Source organism: Fructobacillus sp. ESL1117, from assembly GCF_058508565.1.
Genome location: NZ_CP196385.1, coordinates 1 through 2,500 on the forward strand (window position 1 = coordinate 1; position 2,500 = coordinate 2,500).

Below are 2,500 nucleotides of genomic sequence, written 5' to 3' on the forward strand. Positions count from 1 at the left end.
TTGACGAGTAGTCAGGTAGGCGCTATACTAGTTATTGTTCGTTACGAAGCAAAGCTGCTTCGAGCGAGGCGCTGGTTGTCAGAGATGACCGGCAGTTGATAAAAGTTCATCAGAAAGTTGTTGACAAGCTTCAACATTCCTGATAAACTAATCAAGTTGCCCTAACAAAGCAACTCAAATAACTTTCTAAATTAGTTGTTGACTTTAGGTCACAGCTAAGGTAAGATAAATGAGTTGCCCAACAAGGCATCGCACATTGAAAACTGAACAAAACTTTGAACAAACAAATCTGTAACGGTGGCTACTTGGTAAGTAGTCACAAACAAATTTGCGAAGTCAATTCGTAACAAACAATAAACGGATAGGCGTTATCGAGAGATAGCAACTAGTCAGTTTAATCGAAGAGCAATCTTCAAACTTTTAACATGAGAGTTTGATCCTGGCTCAGGATGAACGCTGGCGGCGTGCCTAATACATGCAAGTCGAACGCGCAGCGAAGAGTGCTTGCACTCTTCAAGCGAGTGGCGAACGGGTGAGTAACACGTGAATAACCTACCGAAAAGCAGGGGATAACATTTGGAAACAGATGCTAATACCGTATAAAACGTGCTGTCGCATGACAAAACGTTAAAAGGTCCGTTTGGACCACTTTTTGATGGATTCGCGGTGCATTAGTTAGTTGGTGGGGTAAAGGCCTACCAAGACAATGATGCATAGCCGAGTTGAGAGACTGACCGGCCACATTGGGACTGAGACACGGCCCAAACTCCTACGGGAGGCTGCAGTAGGGAATCTTCCACAATGGGCGCAAGCCTGATGGAGCAACGCCGCGTGTGTGATGAAGGCTTTCGGGTCGTAAAGCACTGTTGTATGGGAAGAACGGTAAGGGTAGGAAATGATCTTTACATGACGGTACCATACCAGAAAGGGACGGCTAAATACGTGCCAGCAGCCGCGGTAATACGTATGTCCCGAGCGTTATCCGGATTTATTGGGCGTAAAGCGAGCGCAGACGGTTCGATAAGTCTGAAGTGAAAGCCCACAGCTCAACTGTGGAAGTGCTTTGGAAACTGTCGAACTTGAGTGCAGTAGAGGTAAGTGGAACTCCATGTGTAGCGGTGGAATGCGTAGATATATGGAAGAACACCAGTGGCGAAGGCGGCTTACTGGACTGCAACTGACGTTGAGGCTCGAAAGTGTGGGTAGCAAACAGGATTAGATACCCTGGTAGTCCACACCGTAAACGATGAACACTAGGTGTTAGAGGGTTTCCGCCCTTTAGTGCCGAAGCTAACGCATTAAGTGTTCCGCCTGGGGAGTACGACCGCAAGGTTGAAACTCAAAGGAATTGACGGGGACCCGCACAAGCGGTGGAGCATGTGGTTTAATTCGAAGCAACGCGAAGAACCTTACCAGGTCTTGACATCCTTTGAAGGTACTAGAGATAGTGCTGTTTTCTTCGGAAACAAAGTGACAGGTGGTGCATGGCCGTCGTCAGCTCGTGTCGTGAGATGTTGGGTTAAGTCCCGCAACGAGCGCAACCCTTATGTTTAGTTGCCAGCATTCAGTTGGGCACTCTAGACAGACTGCCGGTGACAAACCGGAGGAAGGCGGGGACGACGTCAGGTCATCATGCCCCTTATGACCTGGGCTACACACGTGCTACAATGGCGTATACAACGAGCAGCGAACTCGCGAGGGTAAGCGAATCTCTTAAAGTACGTCTCAGTTCGGATTGTAGTCTGCAACTCGACTACATGAAGTCGGAATCGCTAGTAATCGCGGATCAGCATGCCGCGGTGAATACGTTCCCGGGTCTTGTACACACCGCCCGTCACACCATGGGAGTTTGTAATGCCCAAAGCCGGTGGCCTAACCTTTTAGGGAGGAGCCGTCTAAGGCAGGACAGATGACTGGGGTGAAGTCGTAACAAGGTAGCCGTAGGAGAACCTGCGGCTGGATCACCTCCTTTCTAAGGATAATCGGAGCGTTACAGGGACGTCAGAGTCAATTTGATTTGTGCAAAGTTTTGTTTAGTTTTGAGTGCGTGAAGCACAACCAGCGCATGGGGGATTAGCTCAGCTGGGAGAGCACCTGCTTTGCAAGCAGGGGGTCAGCGGTTCGATCCCGCTATTCTCCATTGGCCAGAAGAAAGCCTTTTGGCCAAAAGCTAGTACATTGAAAACTGAATAATCAAGAAATTCTTTTAAAATGATTCAGAGGTGAATCATCTAAATGAACCGAGAAACAACACAAGTTCTTTAAAAAGAACGGTTTAATCGCAGGTCTGAAAGAAGACCAACTCATAAAACTGATCCAACTGAAAAGTTGTGGTTAAGTGAATAAGGGCGCGTGGTGGATGCCTTGGCACTAGGAGCCGATGAAGGACGTGACTAACTACGATAAGCTTTGGTGAGCGGTAAGTACGCTATGACCCAGAGATTTCCGAATGGGGAAACCCAGCACATAGAAGTGCTATCACTATCTGAATACATAGGAT

The 2,500-nt window shown here is 47.9% G+C and carries 1 tRNA gene and 2 rRNA genes (1 of these 3 cut by a window edge); all 3 read left to right on the forward strand.

Annotated features, from left to right (window positions below):
* The first annotated feature begins 421 nt into the window (after window positions 1-421).
* Window positions 422-1,972: ribosomal RNA gene (locus ACSYSH_RS00005) — 16S ribosomal RNA — on the forward strand.
* 95 nt (window positions 1,973-2,067) lie between these two features.
* Window positions 2,068-2,140: transfer RNA gene (locus tag ACSYSH_RS00010), tRNA-Ala, on the forward strand.
* A gap of 192 nt (window positions 2,141-2,332) precedes the next feature.
* Window positions 2,333-2,500 (forward strand): 23S ribosomal RNA (locus ACSYSH_RS00015); it runs 2,744 nt beyond the window's last position.
* Together the 16S and 23S rRNA genes with 1 tRNA gene alongside form the textbook arrangement of a ribosomal RNA operon.